This is a genomic window from Paenibacillus sp. FSL L8-0158, assembly GCF_038592965.1.
In the GTDB taxonomy this organism is placed as follows: Bacteria; Bacillota; Bacilli; order Paenibacillales; family Paenibacillaceae; genus Paenibacillus; species Paenibacillus polymyxa_D.
This window is the reverse complement of the sequence record NZ_CP151949.1, coordinates 5,263,034-5,283,113: the sequence shown is the minus strand read 5'-3', so window position 1 is coordinate 5,283,113 and position 20,080 is coordinate 5,263,034. Positions and strand designations below refer to the sequence as shown.

Sequence of the window (20,080 nt, the reverse complement as noted above, 5' to 3'; positions counted from 1 at the left end):
AACATGGAAAATCAGGAAATTAGCAATGCACCCATTAAAGTTCTCTTAGCGGACGATCATCAGTTGTTCCGTGAAGGACTTAAACGTATTTTGAATATGGAGGACGACATTGAGGTCATCGGAGAATGTGGCGATGGTATTCAAGTGTTGGAATTCTGTAATGTAGAGAAACCGGATATTGTTCTGATGGACATTAATATGCCAATCGAAAATGGTGTAGAGGCAACCGAAAAACTGCGTGAGATGTTCCCGGATGTCAAGGTTATCATTTTATCCATTCATGATGATGAAAGCTATGTATTCGAGACGTTGCGCAAGGGAGCCAATGGTTATCTGTTAAAGGATATGGAGGCCGAGTCCCTCATTAATGCTATTCGTTCGGTTCATGAAGGATATGCGTTTATCCATCCGAAGGTAACAGGTAAGCTCATTCAGCAACTCCGCCGGATGACCTACTTGAATGAAACAGGGGCTATGGCTGAAGGTCATACGAAGGAAGCCGGCGTGAAGTTTGTCGCAGGTGAAAATAATCCATTGACCCGTCGTGAAGCTGAAGTATTGCGTCTGATGGCTGAAGGTAAGAGCAACAAGATGATCGGTGAATATTTATTCATTAGTGAGAAAACGGTCAAAAACCATGTCAGCAGTATTTTGCAAAAAATGGAGGTTGATGACCGTACACAAGCAGTTATTAACTCAATCAAATATGGATGGGTTACGCTGTAAAGTGTAGTTTTTCCATGCATTAGACGATGCAGCTGCTAATAGATATGAATGCTGTACCGCCTTTCATTCCGGGCGATATGTCCGCTCATACAGAAACCCAGTACATAACCGTGACACCTCTTCCTGTTATACGGCATATATTGTCGCTATAGGAGGAGGTGGAACCCTCGTGACGGCTCACTTGGTTTGGATATTGCTTATATACGGTGTGGGGGCCGCTGTCGTGCATCTTATGTATATACGACAGGCGGTTCAGGCTTATCACAATGGCGAAGATTCATGCGCGATATCTCCAGGTCATCGCGCGATTCGCTATATTGTGATTACGTCCAATGACGGAGATCGTGTGGAATGGGTGATGCGTTCGTTGAACATACTTGCCTGGCTGCACCGGAGGCCGCTACATGTGACGGTACTGGATGATGAATCTATGGACGATACGCTACCGATTCTGACACGGCTAGTGCGCTATAGTCATATGGATGTTTCAGTCATTTCAAGTCGTTTTTCACCGGGGAACCCGGTTTTACCGAAGTCAGGCGGTGAAAAGCAGGTTGTTATTGATCTTAGAACAGTCAAGTCGTTGGCGGATGCCCCGCTTGTTCCTTAGCGACAGGGGATTGTGGACATCGTGGTCAAAATCGGATATAAATGTTTATAAACAGTTGTATAGGCAAGACAACAGGGATATCGTTGAGATCTACTTGATGTGAAGCACACTTCAGGCTATTAGCCACAGAAGTGTGCTTTTTTGCTGTTCTCTGGGGTGATAAGAATCCAAAAAATCATGAATGGGAGGAGAAGGGCAAGGTGAAAATTGCAGTATATGCAGTGAGGTATAAGGGGAATTGGAATCTCCGATTATCTGTGGATATTCGAGTAGATATGACATGGTGGATGAATCCAGATGAGGGGCAGGGGAATGTTGTCGAAAGGTGGGTGTTATTAGGAGATGAGCTCCCCTTGTCCTGGGGAACAAAGCTGTGTGAAACATTTAGGGAATTAGTAGGTATGGAGCGATGGGGGAAACGGCAGTGGTGGGCTTATATTTTTGCACAGCTAAAAAGTGAACTGGCTCTTGAACCTTTTGACGGAGAACAAATTTTATCTGGAGGAGTAGAGAATATATGCATTTGGGATCATGTACAAGGTTGGACTTCTCGCACAGAAAGTGGGAATGAGAGACGAGAAACAAACGGTGGTTTACGTTCTATTCAAAAAAGGGACCTCGTCACGGGAATGGATGGATTGGAGAGGGAGTGTTTAACACGACAAGCGAATGAGCTGGCTAATTTGTTGTCAGGACGCCAGTTACTCGTTCCGGAAGCCGAAGCGCTACTGGCAGAGACAGCGCCAGGTTTGGAGCGTACTTGGCGATCCGCTGCACAACTTGCATATCTGCAAGGCCGACTCAGCTTTGCTGCTGGCCTCGCTCCAGCACCTCGCACGCGCTGGTCTGCCGCGCGTACGCATGAACTCCGCTGCAACCGTTGTGGCAGCGGGATAGTGCACCGCACGAGCTGCGCATCGTGCGGCCGTAAGACGTGCGCCTACTGCGAGACATGTCTCGCACTTGGACGCAGCCGTGAATGTTCGCTGCTGCTGGGCGGTGCAGCGAAACCCGCCCTGCCGTGCACAGCAGGCATAGCCCCGGCGACGGAACTCGACCGCTGGGGGCTGAGTCCTGCACAGCGTGCCGCCGCCGAAGCGGCGTTGCACTTTATAGCCGCACCGCACGGCGGAGTGCGGGGACATTTTCGCCCGGAAGGCCGTGGACTCCGGGCGTTGTTTCGGCGCGACATGGTTGCGTGCCGGACATCAGATGCTGCCGCTTCGCGGGGCAGCAACCTTGCCCGTAGCAGGCAGTCTTCGCCAAAACCTGGCGAAGGTGCGAGGTATAACGCAGATCGGCAGGTGCTTGGTACCACGGTAGAACGCTTTCTGCTCTGGGCCGTAACGGGTGCAGGCAAGACGGAAATGATGTTTCCGCTCTTGCAGTATGTGCTGGACAACGGAGGAACAACACTTGTGGCAACACCGCGCCGCGACGTGGTATTGGAGTTAGCCCCTCGTTTGGCCATTGCTTTTCCCGATGTGAGCATGGTGACGCTCTATGGGGGAAGCGCAGAACGCTGGCAAAGGGGACAGCTGACATTGGCAACGACACATCAGCTATTGCGTTATCGCCAAGCCTTTGATTTGGTTGTGATTGACGAGATTGATGCGTTCCCTTATCACAATGATCCTATGCTTGCCTTTGCTGCACGAGCAGTATGTAAGCCGAAGGGAAAGTTTATCTATCTATCTGCTACACCACCGCATGCTTTGCAGAAAGAGGCTGCACGCGGTCTGCTGCCACACGCCAAGGTTCCCGTTCGTTTTCATCGTCATCCTCTACCTGTCCCATTTCGTTTGGGGACTGCTTCAGTGCAACAATGGCTGCAAAAAGGTCGGCTTCCCGCATCGTTTATTCAACACCTACGCGTATCCATACAACGTGGAGCACAGGTTTTCCTGTTTGTGACACGAATCTCACATATTCAGGGACTTGTGGAGCTGCTGATTAAACAATTGCCTGATGTACCTATTGCGGGCACCTCCTCACAGGATGAAGAAAGAACCGCTAAAGTACGCTTATTTCGAGCTACTGAGATACGTGTTCTGGTTACAACGACTATTTTGGAGCGAGGGGTGACTGTTCCACGGAGTGATGTGTATGTATTAGACGCGGACAGCAGTCTTTTTGATGAAGCTTCTCTTGTCCAAATGGCTGGTCGCGCGGGAAGGTCCAAGGATGATCCATGTGGAGGTGTTATTTTTACATCCCCCCAATGGACTCGAGGCCAAAAGAGAGCGATTAGACAAATTAAACGAATGAATGCACTGGCTCGGAAAAGAGGATACCTGAAAGAGGAGAAGCACTAAATGCATTAAATAAAAAAAGTTTTTTTGGAAATGTGAAACCTGAAACAATGTCGGTACGTAAACTACCAAGAAAGGTGCATTTTGGTATGGGAATGATTCCAATAACCCGTCTATTTTTGAATTGGTTATTCCATCGCCAGTCCCAAACATGTATGGCTTGCGGCACTCTCACAGGGTGTTTTTCCGAATTTCCCGGGATTTGTACTTCTTGTTCCCTTCAAATTCCTTGGGTTTACAACATTCGTTGTGTTCATTGCGGACGTCCGACGTTTTGCCCGGATTGCGTAAGGCTTGACCGATTAGTACGTTACTATGTGTGCAATCGGAGTGCAACCAGCTATACACCAATGATGAGAGAATGGATTGGGCAGTTCAAATATCGCGGGAATGAAAAGTATGGTTCCCTGCTGGGTGAGATCATGAATCGAGCCTATCAGGCGATGAGGGTTGAGTTTGCAAGTCATAAACATTCTCGTTTCAAGCGATCTTTGTGGAGTGTAGATGTAGTGACCTGTGTCCCGGTAAGTGAGAAGAGGCTTACAGAGCGAGGCTTCAATCAGGCTCAAATCTTGGCAGAAGAGATTGCTAGGCGGAATAAGCTCCCCTTCCTATCTTTACTTGCTCGTCCACAAGATACAGGCAAACAAAGCTTTAAATCAAAAAAGGAACGCATGAACACAATGAATAATGCGTTTTCTGTCCATCCCAATATGACAAATTTGCTGAAGTCTTTTATTTTAAAAGCTAAATCTCAATGTGTTACGGAAAATAAGCTTTCCGTTACCGTTTTGCTTGTTGATGATATTTATACAACGGGGAGCACATTGCAGGCGTGTGCACGTGTTTTGAGAGAAAAGGCATTAGAGCAAGGAATGCATTTGACTATTTTTTGCCTGACCTTAGCAAGATCATAAGTCAAAATATCTAGTATTTTCCATGTGATTCGCTTGAAACTATAAAAAAAGGTTATAATTCTCTTGAAAGAAGGGTTAAATGATAGAGCAAGAGTCTTTTAAGCCGTACATCAGCAGGATTTGACAACAAGCTAGAGAGAGGTATATAATAAAAATATAGAGACAAACAAAAAGTAAGGAAGTGAGGGATGAAAACAGAATATTTCAATTTAGAGGTTGATTTTTTTGGAAAAGAGGAGTACAATTTCTATCTGTTGATAGCTAACATGATTGGTAATAAGTGATTAGCTAATGACTAAAGAGCGGACATTGGGAGTGTCTCGCTCAGTAGTAAAGCAGTTAATTAAAATTTAAAGCTAAAAAGAGGAGAGAACAAATCATGAAAAACGTAATGAAAAAAGTAGCAGTATCTAGCATGTTGGCAGTTAGTTTAGGTGCAGTATCTTTGTTGAGTCCACTTGCAACAGGTCAAGTATTGGCGAAATCTGGTTCAGATTACAACAAGGATCGAGCTGAAGAACAACTGATCATTCAACAACAAGAAGCAGCACAAAAAGCATTTGAAGCAAAGGTTTTTGGAACTATAACTACTGAAAAAGCAACAACTACAACACCAGCTCAACCAGCTACTGAGAACAACAATCAAGCAACAACCACAAAACCAGCAACAACTACAAATGAAACACCAGCAACTGTAAATACAATCACAGTAAATGTTCAAGAGGGCGACACACTGGCTTCTATTGCTGAAAAATACGGTGTAACTGTTGAAGAGCTGGTTAAAATTAACAACCTGGTTAAAGCAGGCCAAGAACTGCAAGTACCGCAAACAAAAACAAATAAATAATTATCATTATAAATGTATAATGAAGTATGTTTTTTAAACCAAGCGTTTGACTATAGTATACGGGAAGGCCTCTATTAAAACAATGCTTTTTTGAATAATTATTTGTGAAATAGCTTGTTTTTTTGGGCTGCAAATTTCCACTGATGCATCTAGCTTGATTTCAGATATGTTATAAGTTGAGATGATGTTAGATCCATGAGATTTATGAATACCCACACTCCATGTGCGGAGCATTCGTATGGACGCCGTTCCCCCGGATTTACAGGGCTTTCTTGATGTCATTCGGGGCACAGGTGAACATGAATTCTTCTGAGGATTGTTTCGCCCGGTTTTTCCCTCATCTTGATAATTTCTACCTTTATTCATATTCATATATAGCTATTTTAATTGTATAATGAAGCGCTATTCCCGAAAACAACTGGAATGGCGCTTATTTTATTTTCTATCTAAAGTAGAGAGCAATGTTTGACGATAAATAGACACATGCAATAGGCTGAACATTAGCTTCCATGAGCTTACTTATTTTAGGTCATTGCATATTGATGCATATAGATGTTAATAAAATTTTACTGATGGATCTTTCTCTCTTATACTCTTAATATGATAATTTATAAGATGTGCGATTGTGTAAAATCTGAAAATCCTTTTTTGAAATATTTGCTAGACGAGGCTCTTCATTATAAGGTAATGTAAGGATAAAAGTATTTTAAAGATCGGAAATTGGAAAGGGGCGCTACAGAGGATGAATTTGGATAACTGTCCTCGATGTGGAAAGCTGTTTATTATGAACGTCAGGGGGATCTGCCAGAACTGTATTAAAGAAATTGAAATTGAATACGAACGTTGTGTCAAACATATACGTGAAAATAAGGGCATTCATATGCATGAGCTTTCGGAGGCTACTGAGGTATCCGTAAAGCAAATCACGACATTTATACGTGAGGGACGTATTTCCATTGCTAATGCGCCCAATATGACGTATCCTTGCGAGGTATGCGGGATACCGATTCGTGAAGGGCATATGTGCGATTCTTGTCGAACACGTCTGACTAAAGACCTGCATCAGGCTGTGCGCGAAAGTAGTAATCAGGATCAAAGTAATAATATGGGCTCAGGTACCTACAGCGCGATTGATAAACTTCGTGGAAAGTAGTACAGGGGAATTAAAAACGCATTCAGCTATTCAAAAAGTTTCAAATACCGCCGATAATCTTTATAGAGCTTATCGGTTTTTTTATTTTTAGCAACCATGCACAAAATAAAGAAGTGAGGCATAATACGAACCATGTTCGACGCTATGTCGTCTGATACATTCTGACCATATCAAATAACTAAGGAAGGTGGAAGTTATGAAAATTAACGAGACCAACCGCATCGGAGCTATTAATCCATACCAACGAAATATTGAAACAGGGCGTCAAGAGGAGCTTAAGAAGTCTCGCCGCAAGGACGAGGTTTCGATTTCTCCGGAAGCGATGGAAATGCTGAACCGCAGCAGTGATGCAGATCGCGTTAAGAAAATTCAGGAGCTTAAGCAACAAGTAGCTTCTGGAACCTATCGTGTAGATGCCGATAAAATTGCAGAGAAGCTGTTACCTTACTTCAAGCAGTCTTCCGAAAGCTAGGTGAAGAATTATGCCTTTAGAGCGATTGATTGATGTGCTGGAGCAGCTTAGAGAGGCTCACGAGCAGTTGATTGCATTAGGAACTCAAAAAAAGGAAGCACTGATATCAAATAAGGTAGATCAGCTCATTCTAGTCATGAATCAGGAATCGAAGATGTCCAGACACATTGAACAGCTGGATGAACGGCGCCTGCAGGCAGCATATGAATTTTTGCAGGAACGTGGTATTAAGTCCAAGTTGAATCTCAATATTACGGAGTTGTCTCGTCTTGTGTTTGATGTAGAAGATAAGCAGCGCCTCCTTCACATTCAAAAAAATCTTGCGGATACGCTTGAAGAATTGAAAAATTTAAATGAGTTGAATAAACAGCTTATACAACAGGCGCTTTCCTATATTGATTTTTCTATTGAGAGTATGTCATATTATGCGGAATCTGAAGCGGTTTATCAGCGTCCAGCTGATAAGAGCACATCATCAGTACGAGCGGGACTATTTGATACACGCGCCTAATTGAAGGAGGAAAACATGGTCTCAACATTTCATGGTATAGAAACAGCGAAAAGAAGCTTAAACACACAAACAGCTGCATTAAATACAACCGGACACAATATCTCGAATGCCAACACAGCTGGTTACTCCAGACAAGTGGTTAGTATGAAGGCCTCGGAATCTATGGAAGCCTATGGTTTGAACCGTTCCGTTGTACGAGGTCAAATGGGTACAGGGGTTGAATTCACTGCTATTGAGCGCGTCCGTCAGACGTTTCTGGACGATCAGTATCGTAATGAAAACTCCTCTTTAGGTGGATGGAGTATCCGCTACGATACTCTGAATAAGCTCGAAACGATTATGAATGAGCCTTCTGACACAGGAATGCGCAAAGTAATGGATAATTTCTGGAATGCTTGGTCGGATTTGAGTCAGGATCCTCAGGACGTAACTAACCGTAAAATCGTAAAAGAGACTACGTTGGCTTTAACGGATGCGTTGAATCAGACAAGTAAGCAGCTTGACGCCCTAGATTCCGATTTAACCAATAATATTACTTTGAAGACAACAGAGATGAACTCCCTCTTACAATCTGTAGCTGATTTAAACGGGAATATTACCAAGTTGGAATCATTGGGAGATAATCCAAATGATTTGAGAGATCAGCGAGATTATGCGATCGATAAATTGTCTAAACTGGCTAATGTGCAGGTTACTCAACTAGATAACGGATATCAAGTAACAGTAGCTGGACAGATAGTTGTAACTGGTAGCGAACTTACTCCAGTAACTGCGGACGGTCTTCAGGCTGCTTTTACAGGTGGCACCTTGACTGGCGGCGAAGTTTACGGAATGGTATTATCACGTGACAGATATGTTACGGATTATAAAAATCAGATAAACCAATTGGCAAACACATTGGCCAACGGAAATATTGAAGTTACCCTTCCTAAAGGAACTGTGCTTCCAGAAGGAACGGTATTGAATACGGGACCAAATAATACAGCGGTTACCTACTCTAATGCTAATAATAACCGGACTTTAACAAACGATTTGAAGGTTACTGTCCAAGGTATCAATGGGCTTCATCAGTTGGGCTATACAATTAGTGGGGCAACTCCTACCAAAGGTGATGCCTTTTTTACCTCTAAAGACGGTGCCGCGATTACAGCTGGTAATATTACATTAAATCCTGATATACAAAGTGATCCTAATAAAATTGCGACCTCATTACGGGTAGATGGAACAGGAACGACAGATGAGAAAGTAGTGCTCGGTAATAATGCGTTAGCTATGGCTATGGCTAACTTGAAAAATGTGAAATTCGATTTTGGGACTGCTCTATCAACTCCGACGTCGGTGGATGATTATTTTAGCTCTATTGTTGGACAACTTGGAGTACAGACTCAGGAGGCGGAACGTCAGTCACAGAACGCACAACTTTTGACAGAACAGGTGGATTTAAGTAGACAGTCTGTCAGCGGGGTGTCCCTGGATGAAGAGATGTCCAGCATGATCAAGTTTCAGCATGCTTATAGTGCAGCTTCTCGTTTTATGACGACATTCGATCAATTGCTGGACAAGCTGATTAATAGTACAGGCCGTGTAGGGCTCTAATTTAGATTAGTAGGAGGTAGTGTATGGCGATTCGAGTAACCTCGGGGATGATGAGTATGCAGACGCTCAGTAACCTTAATCGTAATTATAGCAACATGAGTAAAATGGAAAATCAGATTACAACTGGTCGCAAACTCAATAAACCCTCAGATGATCCAGTGGGTGTGACTTATGCTCTTCGCTACAGAGCTGAGTTGGCTTCTAATGAGCAATATTCCAGCAATGCTGATGCGGCCGTAAGCTGGTTAGATTTCACAGATTCTACGATGCAGCAGGCTGGAGATGTCATGAAACGGTTAAAAGAGCTGACGGTTCAAGCTTCAAGTGAAACTGTCCCCCAATCCGGATTGGATGCAATTAAGTTGGAAGTGGATCAGCTTAAGGAACAAATGACCAATATCGGAAATAGCCAAATTCGTGGTAAATATATCTTTAACGGTCAAAAATATGATCAGGCCCCTTACGAGCTGTCCGGTACTGTGACAAGTTATGATCAAATTGATGCGGATCAAGGCGCTGTGAATTATGCAATTGGAGATCAATCTACATTTCGGGTGAATACTTCTGGAAGTGAGTTTTTTGGAGCGTCAACGGATACGGATAACGTTTTTAAAATTATGGATAACTTGAGCGCAGCCTTGTCTAGTGGCAGCTATAGTTCCATTGCAGCTCAGTCCGCAAATGTTGAGTCTCGTTTCATAAAAATGCAGGCTAGTCAGTCTGAGGTTGGGGCACGCACAAACCGTGTAGAACTGGTTCAATCCCGTCTTGACGACCGAAATCTGAATTTGACGACCTTGCAATCCAAAACTGAAGATGCCGATATTGCCAGCTTGATGATTCAGGCAACTTCTGCCCAAACTATTTATGAGGCAGCCTTGAAATCGTCCGCTCAGATTATGCAGCCTTCTTTAATGGATTTTATGCGTTAGTCTTTTGAATCTTTGACATTTGTATTGTAGAGCTATGGATAAAAATCCGTAGCTCTTTTGTTGATTTTTAAGGAGGATAAACAATGACCCCGAAATTAGATGAAAAAAGATGGCTTAATGAAGAATTGGTTTTTGCTTTTCCTAAGGGATTACCTGGTTTTGAGCATTTACGTGAATATAGGCTACAAGAGCATAATGAGCTATTTAGTATTTTGAGCGCTGTAGAAGAGGCGACAGTCACCTTTATTACGGTCAATCCTTTTGATTTTGTACCTGATTATGAGTTTGAGCTATCTAGTGATGCGCTTGCAGATATCGGTGTAATAGATCGAGAGCAGATTGCAGTTCGTTGTATTGTGACTTGGCATAGTAATAAGGAGAAGATAACAGTCAATTTGCTAGCACCTTTAATTTTCAATGTGGAGAAGTCTATTGGCAAACAGATTGTTTTACAAAATACCGATTATACTACAAGAAGTGCATTGTGGCAGAAGTTAAGACATAAAGAGCAGGGTGGTGAATCCTGATGCTCGTTTTATCCCGAAAAAAAGGTGAGTCTGTTGTTATCCATAATGATATTGTAATAACCGTGCTTTCCGTTGAAGGAGATAATGTAAAGATAGGTATATCAGCACCCAAAGATATAGATATTTATCGCAAAGAGATTTTTGATGCAATCCAGGATAACAATCAAAACGCGGTTATGGACCTTGAAGCTCTTAAGAATGCCATGTTGGAAATGGGAGAGGGAAGCAATACTTAGTAAAGAAATGAATATGGGCTGCTGATATTGGAAGAATACTAAATAAAAATATTGAAATGCTATAAACAATTTTGTGTGAAAGGTCGATATATAATATAGAACGGTAATTCTTCAGGGCGGCCGACCTGTGAAGACGTTCATACCACAAGGATGTGGGCATTAAACCATTTCAGGGAGGAAATTTACAATGATTATCAACCACAATATTCCGGCATTGAATACACACCGCAACATGGGTCTGAACACAAATGCAACAAGTAAAAATATGGAGAAACTGTCTTCCGGTCTGCGCATTAACCGTGCTGCTGATGACGCTGCTGGCTTGTCCATCTCCGAATCCATGCGCGGTCAAATCCGTGGTCTGGAGCAAGCTCAACGTAACGCTCAAGATGGTATCTCCTTCGTACAAACTGCTGAGGGTGCAATGAACGAAGTATCCTCCATGCTGACTCGTATGAAAGAATTGAACGTTCAAAAAACAAGCGGAACTTACAGCACTAACGATAAAGATAATATTGGTCAAGAGTTGGATCAACTGGGTGCGCAAATTGATGAAATTATGACCAAAACTACCTTTAACGGTATCACTATTACAGCTGGAGCAAGCATTACAGTTAATGATAAAGCTTCCAGTACTATTGTTATTGCTTCTATTACAACTACATCTTTCAGTGGTTTGGATTCTACAACAACACTGTCTGAAGTGGAGGATTCGATCAAAGCCGTTTCCACAGAACGTGCTAAACTGGGTGCTGTGCAAAACCGTCTGGAGTACACTTCCAACAACATTGGTACTACAGTAGAAAACCTGACTGCTGCTGAATCTCGTATCCGTGATACAGATATGGCTAAAGAAATGGTTTCCTTGTCCAAAAACAACATCTTGCTGCAAGCTTCCCAATCCATGCTGGCACAAGCAAACTCTGCTCCACAAGGTATTTTGTCTGTACTTCGTTAATCTATACTTTTTCCTTAGAAGAGACCTTGATTTTCAAGGTCTCTTTTTTGTTATTCCCTTCATAATTAGCACTTATTTTCCGATATAAAGAGTATTAAAACTAAAAACGTTCTTGATGATGCTTCAGCACGATAAGGGGGGGAAGTTGTGGATAATAGTATTTCTGGTCTTGGCCCAATACTAGGACAGGCGATATCTATCTCACCTAAGGGTGTCGCAGATGAACCATCAATTATTGCTATAAATCAGCAAAATGTTAATCAATCGGTCGAGAGATTGTCTAGTGAAGAAGAAAAAGCAATTCAGCAATTAGAAAAGGCAATTAGAGCTGTGCAGGGGCCGGAAAAAAAGTTTGAGATTTCCATTCACAAGGAGACCCACGCAATAATGATCAAGGTCTTTGATAAACAGACAGGTGATTTAATTCGGGAAGTCCCCCGAGAAAAGCTTCTTGATGTAGCGGCAAATTTAATGGAAATGAACGGGCTTATTATTGATAAAAAAGCTTAACATTCAGGAGGATTAGTTATGACAATGAGAATTAGCGGTTTGGCATCAGGAATGGATATTGATTCAATGGTCAAAAAGTTAATGACTGCTGAAAGTATTCCATTAAACAAACTGAACCAGCAAAAGCAACTGACAGAATGGAAGCGTGATGGATACCGCCAAGTAAGTACGAAATTAGTCACTTTTAATGAAAAATTAACAAATTTTAGTTTTAGTAGCGCTATCGATTCAAAAAAAACAACCGTTACTGGAGCTTCTAATGTGCTCACTGCCACAGCAACTGGAGCATCTGTGAACTCTGTATTAAATGTCAAGGTTACTAATCTGGCGACTGCTTCTAATGTTGTATCTTCTGGAGGAACAGTAGTTGCCTCTCCTGGTACTACAAAGCTGTCAGATATATACACGGGTAATGAGAATAGTATTACTGTCGGATCCGATACTATAAATTTCACTTCAGACGATACAATCGATTCATTGATTTCCAAAATTAACGGGAGCACAAAAGCTGGTGTGACCGCTGTATATGATGCCTCATCTGGTAAAATTTCTTTGACTAATAAGAATACAGGGAATAATGATATTACATTAAGTGGAGAACTCCTTGAACAAAGCTTCGGACTCAAAACAGCTAATGTCGTAAAAGGAAAAAATGCAATTGTTGAAATTAATGGTCTAACAACAGAACAGACTTCAAATCGTTTCACAGTTAATGGTGTCGAAATCAGTTTAAATGGAACTACACCGACAGGACAGTCAACACAAATTGAAGTTTCACAGGATGTTGACGCAATGGTTAACACTATAAAATCTTTTGTTGAGGCGTATAATGATACACTTTCGACATTAAACCAAAAAACAAGTGAGGAACGTTATCGTAAATATTTACCGTTGACCAGTGACCAGAGAAAGGACATGAAGGAAGACGAGATTACACTCTGGGAAAGCAAAGCCAAGAGTGGTATGCTCAAAAATGATTCTATTGTAGACAAAACACTTAGTGATATGAGATCAGCGATTATTACAGATGTAGTTCTACCGAGTGGCGAGAAAATAAATTTGACTCAGATCGGAATTACAACCGGTACCTATAGTGAAAAAGGGAAACTATACGTAGACGAGAAGAAGTTACGTGCGGCTTTGGAAACCACTCCTGAAAACGTAACTGCTTTGTTTGGCCAGACGGATACTTCTTCTTCAACAAACTATACTGGTTCGGATGGTATATTCAGCCGGCTGAAGAAGACTAATCAAGGTGCTCTTCAAAGTTTGGCGGATAAGGCTGGAACCTCTAAAGTCAGTTCTGATTTAACAGCAGCTTTCCAGCCAAAGAGTCAAATAGGCGACCAGTTATCAGATTATGATAAGCGGATTGATGCTTTACAAGATAGGCTTACAATGATAGAAACACGTTATTATCAGCAATTCACTGCTATGGAAACGGCTATGAACAAATACAACAGTACGTCATCCAGTCTTTCAAGTATGTTTAGTTAACACCAAATTTTCCAAGGGAGAGATCTAGAATTGATTAATTCACCCTACCAAAAGTATCAACAAGCGCAATTGCAAACAGCTTCACCGGGCCAACTGTTGCTAATGCTGTATGATGGAGCGATTCGCTTTATACGAATGGGAATTAAAGGAATAGAGGAAACGGATCATGAAAAAGCCAATACGAACTTGTGTAAAGCACAGGCCGTTATCAATGAACTTATTGCTGCTTTAAATCATGATTATCCGATTTCCGCCACTCTTTACCAAGTGTACGAGTACATGCTTCACCAGCTCATCAATGCTAACTTGAAAAAGAATGTGATACCTGCGGAAGAAGTCATTTCCCATTTAACAGAATTAAGAGGCGCTTGGGATACAGCTATAAAATCACTAAATCATAATGTAGAGTCGATTGAATGAGTGCTGTTCAGGAATATGTAACCCAACTGGAAAGGGCCACAATAGAGCTGATTGAGCGAATTCACCGAGTCAGTTACATGGAATTAAGCCAGTATGCAGATCAAAGAGAAAAAATTTCCCTTAAAATCATTTCTAATCAACAACAACTTACTGAGACAGATAAAAAACGAATACAGCAACTTACTGTTTTCGACGAAGCTATTCTTTCCAAGATGGAGAGTTTTAAAGTAGAAGCTAGTGAATGGCTTGCAAAAAAAGGGACAATTCAAGATCAACAGGCAGCATACAATGCCAAATATACACCAGACAGTTTGTTTTTTGACAAGAGGAATTAATTATAGGATCAGAATAGGGTTGGTAAAGATGAAGCGGCTTAGTGTGTGTATGATTGTAAAGGATGAGGAGGCATTGCTTTCGCGGTGCCTTGATAGTGTGCGAAATATCGCTGAGGAGATCATAATTGTAGACACAGGCTCGTCGGATCGGACTAAAGAGATAGCTCGTGAATATACAGATCTTATTTTTGATTATGAATGGTGTAATGATTTTGCAGCCGCTCGTAATGAATCCATTCGTTTTGCTACTGGCAAGTGGGTTTTAGTGCTGGATGCAGATGAATATCTATCTGCTGATGATGAATCCAAGTGGTTGGATTTTATAGCCCAACAAACTCCTAAGTCTAATGTAGGGTATACCATTACTGTAGTAAATTACTCAGGATCTTCTGAAAGTATGGAACAAGTATCTACTGCTCCTGTGACGCGATTGTTCCCTAACTTTATGGGGATACAGTTTTATCGTCCAATACACGAACAATTGTGCATCGGAGAGGAAGATGCAAAAGTATATACACAAATGACAGATCTTTGTATATACCATACAGGTTATCAGGAGCAAACTGTAGTAAAGAAAGATAAGCATACCCGAAATATGAAGATTTTTGAGGAAATGCAACGCCAAAAAGCCATGAGTGCCTATGACTGGTTTACTCTTGGAAATCAATACAGATTTGCAGATGATAGTGTAAATGCAATGCTGGCCTACGAAAAGTCTTTTGAAGAGGCAGATGAAACAAGTGCTTGGTACCCATATTGCTTAATGGCGCTTATCTCCCTATATATCGAAAATGACAAACTAAAAGACTCTTGGTTTTTGACGGAAGAAAAACTATCTAATTTTAGATCTTACCCAGAGTACTTTACTATAAAAGGAGCACATTACGAATCCTTTGGTCTTTATGAAAAAGCGATTGAGTGTTATAAAAAAGCTATTGAAAAAGCTGATTATAAGGCTCGGTTCGAGGCAACTGCTTGGCTTGTAAACCCTTCTTACGGGTATGATGTTCCAGTAAATCAATTAATAAAATTAAGTTTTCGGTTATGTCGTAATGAAGAGGCTGTATATTGGCTTGGAAAAAAGCTTCTTAGGGATAAAAAGAACGTGAATGTACTATTTAGCTTGCTTGAATGGTTAAGCCTAAACGACAATGAACAATCTATAAAAAGGTTTTTAGATGCTAATTATGACACTCAGGAAATGTCACATTGTCTTATTCTTTTTAAAGTGTTCCTTGCTTTAGGAAATCATCGTATGGTGAACCATTATTATGACCTACTCAGTGATGAAGTAACATTAACAGATCGAGATCAGCTTAGGTATGCTCTGATAAATAAAAATAAGAACTTGTGGGCGGAATCTGTTCGAAATTTATCCTCAGAGATAAAAAAAGATTCATTTTTACAACGTCAGTTAATCATTGGTTGTATGTTTTTTAAACAAAAAGACAAGTTGGAGTTTTTCAAATCATCTGATTGCAGCGGTGAAAATGAGTTGTTAAATGCATTGTACAACTTCATGGAAAAAAAAGAAATAGTAAGTGATGATGTTGCTGAAAACTATTCGACTGAGTTGTTTTTATTAGCTAAAGACTTATTTTTGCTTGGCTATTATGAGGAGTTTGATAATTTAGTAAATTATACGAATCATCCCAAGCTGATTAATGACGTTGGAAATTATTTCTTTAGCGTAAACCAAATGCAAGACGCAATGAATTACTATTCTTTGTTATTGTCACGTCAACAACTAGATGATAGAAGTTATGAAAATCTTGCTTTTTATCATGAGGCACAAGGTTACAGGGAAGATGCTTTAGAATTTTTTGCTGAGAGTTTAAAGCTATCACCAGAAAAAAAACATTTGTATTATCCAATTATTTGTATATCGGAACCAGAGGAGAAGAAATCTTACTTTAATAAACTAGTTGATAATTACCCATACGTCTCTGATATATCCTTTCTTATGGAGATGTGCAATAACTAAAAAATAGTATTGGAGTAAACTATGAAAACCAGCATAATCATTTTAACATATAACAAGCTAGAGTACACAAAACAATGTATTGAAAGTATACGGAAATACACCCATGAGAATGCATATGAAATCATTGTAGTTGATAATGCTTCTCAGGATGATACGGCCGAATGGTTAGCACAGCAAACAGATGTTGTAACGATCTTAAATAAGGAAAACCGTGGGTTTCCGGAAGGATGCAATCAAGGAATAGAGGTCGCTACTGGTACTGAAATCCTTCTTCTCAATAACGATACAATCGTGACTCAGAACTGGCTTTCAAATCTTTTAAAAGCATTATATAGCTCGGATGAGATTGGGGCAGTTGGATGTGTTACAAACAATTCTTCCTATTTTCAAGAAATTGATGTTCCATATGAAAATATCGATGACATGCATTCATTTGCTAAAGATTACAATATCTCTAATCCGTTATCTTGGGAAGAACGTTTAAAGTTAGTTGGTTTTTGTATGCTTATCAAAAAAAGTGTCGTTGAGAAAATAGGTTTGCTTGATGAAAGGTTCTCACCGGGGAATTATGAAGATGACGATTATTCCATTCGCATGCGAAAAAATGGTTATAAGTTATTGCTATGCAAGGATACATTTATTCATCATTATGGCAGTACTTCATTTAAGGAGAACAAAGCTTATTTTAACGAGCTTTTGAAAAAGAATGCTAAAAAATTTGAAGAAAAATGGGGATTTGATCCTATTTATTCGCAACATAAGCGAGATATCCTTATTAATCTTATTGATGCCGATGCGTCTTCTCAAATAACTGTACTTGAGGTTGGATGTGCCTGTGGAGGAACTCTGCTCGGAATCAAGAATAAATTTAAAAATAGTGTGCTCTATGGTATAGAGCTTAACGAAAATTCAGCTAGTATAGCTTCTCTAGTTGCTGACGTCATTCCATACAATGTAGAGAACGGAGATCTGCCATACCCACAGAAAAGTTTTGATTACATCATTTTTGGGGATGTGCTGGAACATCTATATGACCCTTGGAAGACACTTGAAAATATGCATCGATTGTTGAAGCCTGGAGGGAAAATATTGGCAAGCATACCAAATATAATGCATTATAGTGTTATAAATGAATTGTTGGATGGGAAATGGAAGTATGCTGATGCTGGGATTTTGGATCGTACACATGTGAGATTTTTTACATTAGCATCTATACAAGAAATGTTTATCGATAGCGGGTTTGTTAATCTGGATTTCTTAGGAGTCACTTTGCCAAGAGATGGTACTGCACTCAAAGGGATCGAAAGACTATCTAAAGTTGCCCCAAATGAAATCTTAAATCAATTTGAAGTTTACCAATATATTATTTCTGCTTGTAACAATCAGCTTCTAGATATTATGACTGATATCAAGAATGGTCATATTAATAAGCAGGAGATATTTGAAGTAACATCTTCCCAGACTAATGATGAAATATTAAGAAATGTTAAATTCCTATCGAGTGTAGAGGATAAAGTAGAGGTTCTGAATACGATCGGAGTCATTCACTTTGAGCAGGGGGAAATTGCAAAAGTCCTTCCTTTATTTGATGAAGCACTGGCGCTTAATGAGACTCATTTAGAGGTTATATATAATATTGCTTATTTCCTTCATCATATAGGAGAAGAAGAATTATCTGAAGAGTACATGCTCAAGCTTAAGAATCTTGATTTTACATGGTATCAGAAACTCATGGAAGTATTAGTTTAGCTAAAACTGGCATAAGGATAATTTTATGAAACCTACAATCTCTCTAGTTATGATTGTGAAAAATGAGGAAGCAGTGCTCAAACGTTGTTTGGATAGCGCAGTAGAAAATGTCGATGAAATAGTAATTGTAGATACTGGCTCAACGGATCGTACCAAACTAATTGCAGCTGATTATAAAGCGAAAATATTTGATTATCAATGGAATCATAATTTTGCGGATGCTCGCAATTTTGCATTGGAACAGTCTACAACAGACTGGTGTATGGTTTTGGATGCAGATGAGTTCATCATCAATGAATGTAAGGATATTATTAACGCTTTTATAGCGGATGGCCCCCAAATTGGAAGGGTTAAACACACAAGCAAGTTTACTTCTAAAGACGGGCTAAATTATGAACATTGTTATATTTCTAGGATATTTCCATCGTACTGTCGGTATGTTGGGAATGTTCACGAACAAATCCAATCCGATTTACCCAGAGTAAAATTAAATGTAGAGATTATGCATGATGGTTATATGGAAACTCAGAAACATGATAGAAATATTCCATTATTGCAGAAAGCAATTGAAGAGCATCCTGATATTTCTTATTACTATTATCAAATTGCTAAAGAATATCGTGGCTTGGGAGACGCTGAGAAAGAATTCAATAATCTTAAGAAGGCATATAAGTTAATGGATCATAAAGAGACTATTTCGACTAGTATTATAGTCAACTATATGTATGCTATTATCTCTTCCGGGAACCTTAAGGAAGGTTTAACAGTCTTTGATCATGAGGAAAAGTTTATGGGGCATTCTTCTGATTTCTATTTTGTCTCCGCCCTATTTTTTTTGGAATTAATGATTAGCGATCCTCAAAAATACCAAAGTATTCTTCCTAATATTGAACAATTATATAAAAAGGCACTAGATGTAGGTGATACGGGCGAAGAAGGAAATGTAAGAGGGACTGGAAGCTTCGCAGCTCATCATAATCTAGGGGTTCTTTATGAATTAACAGGTAACATTCAGAGAGCTATTGAGCATTACAAAGCAGCAGTGGTGTACAACTATGAACCTTCTTTAATCAGATTATATGAATTAAAAGTTTAAAGGGTACTTGAATAAGAATGGGGAGATAGCGCATTGGATTGGGAACAAATTAAAAACGGTATAGTATTTACAAATCAAAACCCAAGGTATTCTGATTATGAAATAGGGGATTGGACCTACGGGAACCCCATTGTCTATAGATATACAATAAATGAATGCCTTAAAATAGGTAAGTTCTGCTCTATTGCTGATAATGTTACTATCATGCTTGGGGGAGAGCATAGGGTGGATTGGTTAACTACTTATCCATTTAGTGATATATTTACGGAAGCTCAGTATAAACTAGGGCACCCTGCAACTAAAGGTAATGTCACCATTGGAGATGATGTGTGGATCGGGAATAATGTGATGATTCTGTCAGGTGTTACTATTGGTGTGGGTGCTGTCATTGGTGCTGGAAGTATAGTTACTAAGGATGTCCCCCCGTATAGTATTGTAGGAGGAAATCCTGCGCGAATAATTCGATATAGATTCAAACCAGAGGAAATTGAGCAGTTAGTAAAAATCGCGTGGTGGGATTGGTCTATTTATAAAATTAAAGCTAATTGGGATCTGTTGCTAAATAATGATATTTCGGAATTTATAGAAAGGCATACAATATAGAGGGACGCGAGCGAAATATAATAAAACTAATTCTGAATAGAATGTTTGTTGTTTAGGGCATGTCTCCAAACTCTTTAATTGGTAATACA

General features: G+C 40.2%; 21 protein-coding genes. All 21 read left to right on the top strand.

Translation table 11 applies throughout. The features are described 5' to 3' along the window. The first annotated feature begins 3 nt into the window (after positions 1 to 3). Positions 4 to 726 carry a response regulator transcription factor gene (locus NSQ68_RS23370; RefSeq protein ID WP_007432713.1) on the top strand — a complete coding sequence of 241 codons (723 nt, stop codon included), beginning with the start codon at positions 4 to 6 and terminating at the stop codon, positions 724 to 726. 169 nt (positions 727 to 895) lie between these two features. Next, entirely contained in the window at positions 896 to 1,336 is a 441-nt protein-coding gene (locus NSQ68_RS23365) for a hypothetical protein (RefSeq protein ID WP_029514594.1), read from the top strand. 200 nt (positions 1,337 to 1,536) lie between these two features. Further along, positions 1,537 to 3,651: a helicase-related protein gene (locus NSQ68_RS23360; RefSeq protein WP_342427315.1), complete on the top strand. Its 2,115-nt coding sequence runs from the start codon at positions 1,537 to 1,539 to the stop codon at positions 3,649 to 3,651. Positions 3,652 to 3,998: 347 nt separating this feature from the next. Further along, a complete protein-coding gene (locus tag NSQ68_RS23355; protein ID WP_342427314.1) occupies positions 3,999 to 4,565 on the top strand; it encodes a ComF family protein in 567 nt (188 codons plus the stop codon). 379 nt (positions 4,566 to 4,944) lie between these two features. Further along, positions 4,945 to 5,412: a LysM domain-containing protein gene (locus NSQ68_RS23350; RefSeq protein WP_342427313.1), complete on the top strand. Its 468-nt coding sequence runs from the start codon at positions 4,945 to 4,947 to the stop codon at positions 5,410 to 5,412. A gap of 742 nt (positions 5,413 to 6,154) precedes the next feature. Further along, complete coding sequence (locus NSQ68_RS23345) at positions 6,155 to 6,565, top strand: TIGR03826 family flagellar region protein (protein ID WP_039271507.1); 411 nt, start codon at positions 6,155 to 6,157, stop codon at positions 6,563 to 6,565. A gap of 196 nt (positions 6,566 to 6,761) precedes the next feature. After that, positions 6,762 to 7,037, top strand: coding sequence for a flagellar biosynthesis anti-sigma factor FlgM (gene flgM / locus NSQ68_RS23340; protein ID WP_039271505.1), 276 nt, complete (start codon positions 6,762 to 6,764; stop codon positions 7,035 to 7,037). Positions 7,038 to 7,047: 10 nt separating this feature from the next. After that, on the top strand, positions 7,048 to 7,548 hold the full coding sequence (locus NSQ68_RS23335) for a flagellar protein FlgN (protein WP_342427312.1): 501 nt from the start codon (positions 7,048 to 7,050) through the stop codon (positions 7,546 to 7,548). 15 nt (positions 7,549 to 7,563) lie between these two features. After that, complete coding sequence (gene flgK / locus NSQ68_RS23330; protein WP_342427311.1) at positions 7,564 to 9,144, top strand: flagellar hook-associated protein FlgK; 1,581 nt, start codon at positions 7,564 to 7,566, stop codon at positions 9,142 to 9,144. A gap of 23 nt (positions 9,145 to 9,167) precedes the next feature. After that, a complete protein-coding gene (gene flgL, locus NSQ68_RS23325) occupies positions 9,168 to 10,076 on the top strand; it encodes a flagellar hook-associated protein FlgL (RefSeq protein ID WP_342427310.1) in 909 nt (302 codons plus the stop codon). An 83-nt stretch (positions 10,077 to 10,159) separates the two neighbouring features. Beyond that, positions 10,160 to 10,603, top strand: coding sequence for a flagellar assembly protein FliW (locus NSQ68_RS23320; RefSeq protein WP_069009988.1), 444 nt, complete (start codon positions 10,160 to 10,162; stop codon positions 10,601 to 10,603). Continuing rightward, on the top strand, positions 10,603 to 10,839 hold the full coding sequence (gene csrA, locus NSQ68_RS23315) for a carbon storage regulator CsrA (RefSeq protein WP_023990670.1): 237 nt from the start codon (positions 10,603 to 10,605) through the stop codon (positions 10,837 to 10,839). Before NSQ68_RS23320 ends, csrA begins: the two co-directional genes overlap by 1 nt. Before the next feature lie 187 nt (positions 10,840 to 11,026). Continuing rightward, positions 11,027 to 11,797, top strand: coding sequence for a flagellin (locus tag NSQ68_RS23310; protein ID WP_342427309.1), 771 nt, complete (start codon positions 11,027 to 11,029; stop codon positions 11,795 to 11,797). A gap of 147 nt (positions 11,798 to 11,944) precedes the next feature. Further along, entirely contained in the window at positions 11,945 to 12,307 is a 363-nt protein-coding gene (locus NSQ68_RS23305) for a flagellar protein FlaG (protein WP_342427308.1), read from the top strand. Between the two features lie 18 nt (positions 12,308 to 12,325). Further along, a complete protein-coding gene (gene fliD, locus NSQ68_RS23300; protein ID WP_342427307.1) occupies positions 12,326 to 13,804 on the top strand; it encodes a flagellar filament capping protein FliD in 1,479 nt (492 codons plus the stop codon). 30 nt (positions 13,805 to 13,834) lie between these two features. Further along, on the top strand, positions 13,835 to 14,224 hold the full coding sequence (fliS, locus tag NSQ68_RS23295) for a flagellar export chaperone FliS (RefSeq protein WP_107733841.1): 390 nt from the start codon (positions 13,835 to 13,837) through the stop codon (positions 14,222 to 14,224). Further along, on the top strand, positions 14,221 to 14,559 hold the full coding sequence (locus NSQ68_RS23290; protein ID WP_342427306.1) for a hypothetical protein: 339 nt from the start codon (positions 14,221 to 14,223) through the stop codon (positions 14,557 to 14,559). The genes fliS and NSQ68_RS23290 overlap by 4 nt, the downstream gene beginning before the upstream one ends. A gap of 28 nt (positions 14,560 to 14,587) precedes the next feature. Then, positions 14,588 to 16,543, top strand: coding sequence for a glycosyltransferase family 2 protein (locus NSQ68_RS23285; protein ID WP_342427305.1), 1,956 nt, complete (start codon positions 14,588 to 14,590; stop codon positions 16,541 to 16,543). Positions 16,544 to 16,564: 21 nt separating this feature from the next. Then, on the top strand, positions 16,565 to 18,292 hold the full coding sequence (locus tag NSQ68_RS23280) for a glycosyltransferase (protein WP_342427304.1): 1,728 nt from the start codon (positions 16,565 to 16,567) through the stop codon (positions 18,290 to 18,292). Positions 18,293 to 18,317: 25 nt separating this feature from the next. Further along, complete coding sequence (locus NSQ68_RS23275; protein WP_342427303.1) at positions 18,318 to 19,388, top strand: glycosyltransferase; 1,071 nt, start codon at positions 18,318 to 18,320, stop codon at positions 19,386 to 19,388. Positions 19,389 to 19,448: 60 nt separating this feature from the next. Next, positions 19,449 to 19,991: a CatB-related O-acetyltransferase gene (locus NSQ68_RS23270; RefSeq protein WP_342429153.1), complete on the top strand. Its 543-nt coding sequence runs from the start codon at positions 19,449 to 19,451 to the stop codon at positions 19,989 to 19,991. Positions 19,992 to 20,080: the final 89 nt, after the last annotated feature.